Below are 6,423 nucleotides of genomic sequence, written 5' to 3'. Positions count from 1 at the left end.
GGGTGCGCAACCTGGTGCCCGAGGCCCGGGTCGCCGTCGCGCACGGCCAGATGCCCGAAGAACTGCTGGAAACCACCGTGCAGGGATTCTGGAACCGTCAATACGACATCCTGGTGTGCACCACGATCGTCGAGACCGGCCTGGACATCTCCAACGCCAACACGCTGATCGTCGAACGCGCCGACACCTTCGGCCTGGCCCAGCTGCACCAACTGCGGGGCCGGGTCGGCCGTAGCCGCGAACGCGGGTACGCCTACTTTCTGTACCCGCGGGACTCGCCGTTGACCGAAACCGCCTACGGCCGGCTCGCGACCATCGCGCAGAACAACGAACTGGGCGCCGGGATGGCGGTGGCGATGAAGGATCTGGAGATTCGCGGTGCGGGCAACGTGCTGGGTGTCGAACAGTCCGGCCACGTCGCCGGGGTGGGATTCGACCTGTATGTGCGGCTGGTGGGCGAGGCTGTCGAAGCCTACCGAGCGGCGGCCGACGGGCAGACCGTGACCGGTCCCGGCGAACCCGCGGATGTGCGGATCGACCTGCCGGTGGACGCCCACCTGCCGCCGGACTACATCAGCAGCGACCGGCTGCGGTTGGAGGCCTACCGGCGGCTGGCCGCCGCGGCGGACGACGACACCGTCGGCGCCGTTGTCGAAGAGCTGACCGATCGCTACGGGCCGCTGCCGCAACCGGCCGGTCGCCTGGTGGCGGTGGCCCGGCTGCGGCTGCGGTGCCGCGCGGTCGGCATCACCGAAGTGGCGGCGCCGTCGGCCACGACGCTGCGGCTCGCGCCGCTGACGCTGCCGGACTCCGCGCAGCTACGCCTGGCGCGGCTCTACCCGGGCGCGCGCTATCGGGCCACCACGGCCACCGTCCAGGTCCCGATTCCGCGCGCCGGAAACGGTGTGGGCGCCCCCCGCATCCGCGACCTGGACCTGGTGCAGATGGTCGCCGGCCTACTGGCCGCACTGGATGGAAAACCGCACCGCGAAGTCGACATCACCGGATTGGTGAGCGCGCGATGACTGTCGTTCTGGTTGACCCACGCCGGCCGTCGCTAGTGCCGGTCGAAGCCGTTGAACTGCTCGCCGGTGAGGTGGCCTACACCGAGGAGATGCCGATCGCGGTGCCATGGTCGCTGCCGGACGCGCGGCCGGCGCATTCCGGGGTGGGCGCCCCGGTGCTGTTGTCGTCCGATCCCGACCATCCCGCCGTCGTCGCGCGACTCGCAGCGGGCGACCGGCTGATCTCCGCGCCCGATGCAGCAGCCGGTGAGCGGCTGGTCGATGCCGTCGCGATGATGGACAAGTTGCGCACCGCCGGGCCCTGGGAACGCGAACAGACCCATGACTCGCTGCGCCGGTTCCTGCTGGAGGAGACCTACGAGCTGTTCGACGCGGTCCGCAGTGGCAACGCCGACGAACTGCGGGAAGAACTCGGCGATGTGTTGTTGCAGGTCCTGTTTCACGCCCGCATCGCCGAGGACGCCCCGGCACACCCGTTCACCATCGATGACGTCGCCGACACGCTGCTGCACAAGCTCGCCAACCGGGTGCCGGCGGTGCTTGCCGGCGATGAGATTTCACTCGAAGATCAGCTGGCCCAGTGGGAAGAACACAAAGCGTCGGAGAAAAGAGCAAGGAAAGGACAGCCGCGCCAATCGATCATGGACGACGTACCGACCGCTCAACCCGCCCTGGCGCTGGCGCAGAAGGTGTTTCACCGGGCCAGCAACGCGGGGCTGCCATCGGACCTGATCCCCGCGGCGATGACGACGATCAATGTCGTCGCCGATGGCGATGCCGAAAACGGCTTGCGTACCGTGGTTTTAGAGTTCATGGACACTGTGCGGGGCACCGAGAAAGCCATCGCCGCCGAGCGCCGCGGAGTCGACGTTCCGGAGGAACTCGACGTCGCCCCGTTGGGCGTGGTCAGCGAGGAGGAGTGGCGTGCCTACTGGCCGCCTGCGCCGGAGCCACTCCCGGCCGACGAAGCGGCAGCCGAATAGGCCTGCTGGTCCGGTTCTTCGGCCCAGCTGCCGGGCAGCATCGGTATCTTTGGGCCCGCGCCGAACTCATCACCGGCCAGCGTGGTCAACCCCGCCGCCGGTGTTGCGGCATCTTTGCGTTTGGTTCCGGTAAAACCCAACGTACCGGCGCCTTGATCGGAGGCCGCCGTCGATGCGACTGGTTGATCGGGGGGTGGCTCGCCCCACTGCGGGTCGACTTCGATGTTCATCTCCATAAACTCATCGCCGCACCCCCGCAGCCTCGCGCGCCGGCGGCGCCGCGCCCGCTCTTGCTCCCGCGCGGCCGCCCCGGCCGACGCGGGCGCCGGTCCCGATGCGGCGTCGGATTTCGGTTGGTGAATTTTGGCTTGGGAGCTGGCCGCCGAACGCTGACTCCAGCCACCCGCCAGGTAGGGAAAGTCGCCCAGGCTTGCGGGCGGCGGTGGTGGGACGCCCCCCGCGGGCGTCACAGCTTGCGCGATTGCAGGCGCGGGCGCGGCGGCGGGAGCCGTCGCCGGCGCCGAGACCGCGGTGGTCACAACGGTCGCGGCTGTCGATGTGGGCGTACCGGCCGGCACCGTGGGAACGGCTATGGCCGGAACGGTTTCGGTGCCCGTGAGCGGCCCCGCCAGGCCGGCCAGGCCGGCGAGCCCCGCTAAGCCGCCGGCCGCGCCGCCGGTGGCGGTCAGCGCCGGCACCAGGACCGGAGCCGCCTGCACCAGCGGCCAGGAAAACATCAGGGTGTGAAAGGTCGTCCAGGCCAATGCTGTTGCAAGGGTTTGCGACATCCCTGGAATCTGCTCGAGGAAGGCCTCGATCGCTCCGGTGAATGGGAGTGGGTTGAACGGCCATCCGTTGGGGTAGATGTATTTTTCTTCGATCGGCATAGCGAAATGCTGCGTGTAGTCGAACAGCAGATTCGCCAGCTGGTGTTGCCACCCGGAGTTTGTGCTGGCCGCTGATGTTGCCTGCGCAGTGCTCGGACCGCCTGCGGCGTCAGCGGTTTTCTGGATCGGTGGCGCGTGCGCAGTTTGCGGCGTTGCTGCCACCGCGGTGCTAGAAACCGCCTGATAGGTGCTCATTGTGGTGGCGGCCTGAATCCACATCCGCACATAGTCAGCTTCGTTGAGCGCGATCGGGATGGTATTGATGCCAAAGAAGTTCGTCGCCACCAACACCGCGTGCAATGCATGGTTAGCGGTCAACTCGGCCAGCGTCGGCATCGCCGCCAACGCGGCGGTGAAAGCCGCGGCCGCGGTCTCGTGCTGGGCGGCCGCTGCTGCGCTGTCGGTGCCGGCCTGCATCAACCACGCCAGATACGGCGCATGTGCGGCCACATACGACTCCGAACTGGGCCCCTCCCACACCCCGGCCTGCACCGCGGCCAACACCGCGCCCAGCTCCGCAGCAGCCGAAGCGTACTCGGCGGCTAATGAGTTCCAGGCTCCGGCGACCGCCAGCAACGACCCAGGCCCCGGACCGCTGGAGAGCAGCGCCGAATACACTTCCGGCGGATTTGCCATCCAGATCGGCGCGGTCATCGGGCCGCAACATCGGGTCGCGCCGCGAGCCCCGCCCGGTGTCCATCGGATCGCACGACCAGTTAGTCGTGGCTGCGGAGGAAAAGTTCCCGCCCGTTCGGGCCCGCCTTTCGGTTGCGTCACCAAAAAGCTTTTGTGCACCGGCGTCAGATGGGCGAGGATGTGGCAATGCGGTGCGAGATTGTCCGGGAAGCCCTCTCCGCGGTGCTCGATGGTGAGCCGAGCTACGTTCCCACCCAGCAGCTGGATGTGCATCTGGAATCCTGCCGCAGCTGCCGCAGCTGGCTGGTGGGTGCGGCCGCGCAGGCGCGCCGGCTGTCGTCGGCCGAGGTCGCCTGCGGGCCCGACCTGGCCGCGCAGATCCTCGCCGCAGCCGGAACCGCGCCAACCGTGGGGGCACCCGGGACGCACGGCCGGCCGGCGGGCGCCGTGGTCTTCCGGGCGGCGTTGATCGTCGTCGGTGTGTTCCAGGTGGTCGTGGCGCTGGCGCAGATCGCCGGCGTCGATTTCGGGATGGTGTCCGCTCACGGACACGGGGCAGCTACCGGCGCCCATCTGCTGCACGAATCCACCGCATGGTTGCTGGCGCTGGGCGGGGCGATGATCGCCGCCGGCATCTGGACCGCTGCCGCGGCCGGTGTGGTGGCGATCATGGGTGTGTTTGCACTGGCGCTGCTGGCATATGTGGCCGCGGACGCCTACACCGGCCAGGTGACCACCGCGCGGATCATCAGCCACGCGCCGGTGCTGGTGGGCCTGGTGTTCGCGGTGCTGGTGGCACGTGAGCGTGCCGGAGCGCCGAAATCGGGTCCGGTCGACACGGTGGTCGATGGCCAGACCGACAGCACCGCCTTCCCGGCGGGTGCCGATCGCGGGCGGCGGCGCACCCATCTGCGCCCGGTCAGCGATGCCACGCCTCGTTTAAGGTGGACGATCGTGGCGGGTGCTGACCGGGGCAGGGACGACCAGGCCGTTACCGCGCTGGCCCTGGCGGCCGCCAGCGGCAACGCCGCCGCGCTGGAGGCGTTCATCAAGGCCACTCAGCACGACGTGTGGCGGTTCGTGGCCTACCTCTGCGACGGTGCCAGCGCCGACGACCTGACCCAGGAAACCTTCCTGCGGGCGATCGGTGCGATCGCCCGGTTCTCCGGGCGTTCCAGCGCCCGGACCTGGTTGCTGGCCATCGCACGCAGGGTTGTCGCCGACCACATCCGCTATCTGCGGTCCCGGCCACGCACCGCGAACGACGCCGATCCGGAGCAGGTGCTCAACCGCGATCGCCCCGACGGGGGTTTCGAAGACCTGGTCGAAGTGACCACGATGATCGCTGGCCTCTCCGTCGACCAGCGGGAAGCGCTGCTGCTGACCCAGCTGTTGGGGCTGTCCTACCGCGACGCCGCGGCGGTGTGCGACTGCCCGGTGGGCACGATCCGGTCCCGCGTCGCCCGCGCGCGCGCCGCGCTGCTGGACGACCCGGCACGCGACGACCTGACCGGGTAACTGCAGCACCACACCAGCACCTCCCAGCGCCCACAGCACCGGAACTGACGCCATCACCGCTGGTAAAGCCGGGTTTCGCTGATCCAGCTGAATGCGGAACAAATCGGCGGTCCCACGTCCGTGGGACGATGGTCACAGACCAAGTGATCTAGGGGAGTGCGGTGTCGGCGGTGCGTTGGCTGCGGGTGGCCGCGGTCGTGGCTGCGGCGGCGCTGCTGTTGGCGTCCAGCTGCACCTGGCACCTCGGCAACCCCATTCCCGAGGGCGTGCCACCGCCGGCCGGCGATCCGGTGCCCCCGGTGGACACCCACCAGGCCAAGGGGCGGCCCGCCGACCAGCTGTTCAACTGGGCCGCCAAGCGCTCCCGGGCGCTGCACATCCCGGTCACCGCGCTGGAGGCCTATGCCTACGCCGCCCGGGTGGCCGAGGTGGAGAACCCCAACTGCCACCTGTCGTGGACCACGCTGGCCGGAATCGGCCAGATCGAAAGCCACCATGGCAGGTACAACCACGCCACGGTGAACCGCAACGGTGACGTGCACCCCCCGATTCGGGGCGTACGCCTGGACGGTTCCGGCGGGACGCTGCGCATCGTCGAGAGCGACCAGGTCGGCGTGTCCGACGACGGTGTGGTCCGCGCGATGGGGCCGATGCAGTTCATCCCCGAGACGTGGCGGTTGTACGGGGTCGACGCCAACAACGACGGCATCATCAGCCCGGACAACATCGACGACGCCGCACTGTCGGCGGCTGGCTACCTATGTTGGCGTGGAAAGGATCTCGCCACACCAAAGGGCTGGATGACCGCGCTGCTGGCCTACAACCAATCGGAGATATATGCACGCACCGTTCGGGATTGGGCCACTGTCTACGCGGCAGGTCATCCGCTGTGACAGCGCATCCAATAGGCTGATCACACCCACCCGCGGCTACCCTCTTCCAAGGCAGGCCGAACCACTCCGGTAGCCCCGGTCACAAGCGCAAGGAGAACACCAGTGCCCATCATTGAGCAGGTCGGTGCTCGCGAGATCCTCGACTCCCGTGGCAACCCCACCGTCGAGGTCGAAGTTGCGCTGATCGACGGGACATTCGCCCGGGCTGCGGTGCCGTCGGGCGCTTCGACCGGTGAGCACGAGGCCGTCGAGTTGCGCGACGGTGGCGAACGCTACGGTGGCAAAGGCGTGAAGAAGGCCGTGCAGGCCGTGCTCGACGAGATCGCGCCGGCGGTGATCGGGCTCAACGCCGACGACCAGCGGCTGGTTGACCAGGCGCTGGTGGATCTCGACGGCACCCCGGACAAGTCCCGGCTGGGCGCCAACGCGATCGTGGGTGTTTCACTGGCTGTCGCCAAGGCCGCCGCGGACTCCGCTGAAC

General features: G+C 68.8%; 5 protein-coding genes and 2 pseudogenes. 6 read left to right on the top strand and 1 reads right to left on the bottom strand.

Annotated elements, in window-relative coordinates; all coding sequences use genetic code 11:
- Both AC2VON_RS00775 and AC2VON_RS00770 read left to right on the top strand, forming a co-directional pair.
- On the top strand, positions 1–1,025 hold a 1,025-nt coding region (locus AC2VON_RS00775), incomplete at its 5' end, for a TRCF domain-containing protein (RefSeq protein WP_486951235.1).
- Positions 1,022–2,008, top strand: coding sequence for a nucleoside triphosphate pyrophosphohydrolase (locus AC2VON_RS00770; protein ID WP_486951234.1), 987 nt, complete (start codon positions 1,022–1,024; stop codon positions 2,006–2,008). The genes AC2VON_RS00775 and AC2VON_RS00770, both read left to right, overlap by 4 nt.
- Here the strand turns inward: AC2VON_RS00770 and AC2VON_RS00765 are convergent.
- Positions 1,954–3,549, bottom strand: coding sequence for a PPE domain-containing protein (locus tag AC2VON_RS00765; protein WP_486951233.1), 1,596 nt, complete (start codon positions 3,547–3,549; stop codon positions 1,954–1,956). The genes AC2VON_RS00770 and AC2VON_RS00765 overlap by 55 nt on opposite strands.
- A 150-nt stretch (positions 3,550–3,699) precedes the next feature.
- Here AC2VON_RS00765 and AC2VON_RS00760 point away from each other — a divergent pair.
- The 4 genes and pseudogenes from AC2VON_RS00760 to AC2VON_RS00745 all read left to right on the top strand — a co-directional run.
- Positions 3,700–4,380 (top strand): annotated as a pseudogene (locus tag AC2VON_RS00760) (DUF2275 domain-containing protein); the annotation flags it as partial.
- Positions 4,381–4,485: 105 nt separating this feature from the next.
- Positions 4,486–5,049 carry an RNA polymerase sigma factor SigC gene (sigC, locus tag AC2VON_RS00755; protein WP_486951236.1) on the top strand — a complete coding sequence of 188 codons (564 nt, stop codon included), beginning with the start codon at positions 4,486–4,488 and terminating at the stop codon, positions 5,047–5,049.
- 161 nt (positions 5,050–5,210) lie between these two features.
- Positions 5,211–5,942, top strand: a complete 732-nt coding sequence (locus tag AC2VON_RS00750) for a lytic transglycosylase domain-containing protein (protein WP_486951232.1) — start codon at positions 5,211–5,213, stop codon at positions 5,940–5,942.
- A gap of 102 nt (positions 5,943–6,044) precedes the next feature.
- Positions 6,045–6,423, top strand: a pseudogene (locus AC2VON_RS00745) (phosphopyruvate hydratase); the annotation flags it as partial.

Source organism: Mycobacterium sp. TH-M82 (genome assembly GCF_057473605.1).
The sequence above is the reverse complement of the archived record's forward strand: the minus strand, read 5'-3'. Positions and strand labels throughout refer to the sequence as shown.

What these genes read in the sequence shown, in the direction of transcription:
- AC2VON_RS00765 (WP_486951233.1), bottom strand. Translation starts at nt 3,549, where the DNA reads ATGACCGCGCCGATCTGGATGGCAAATCCGCCGGAAGTGTATTCGGCG.
- AC2VON_RS00770 (WP_486951234.1), top strand. Translation starts at nt 1,022, where the DNA reads ATGACTGTCGTTCTGGTTGACCCACGCCGGCCGTCGCTAGTGCCGGTC.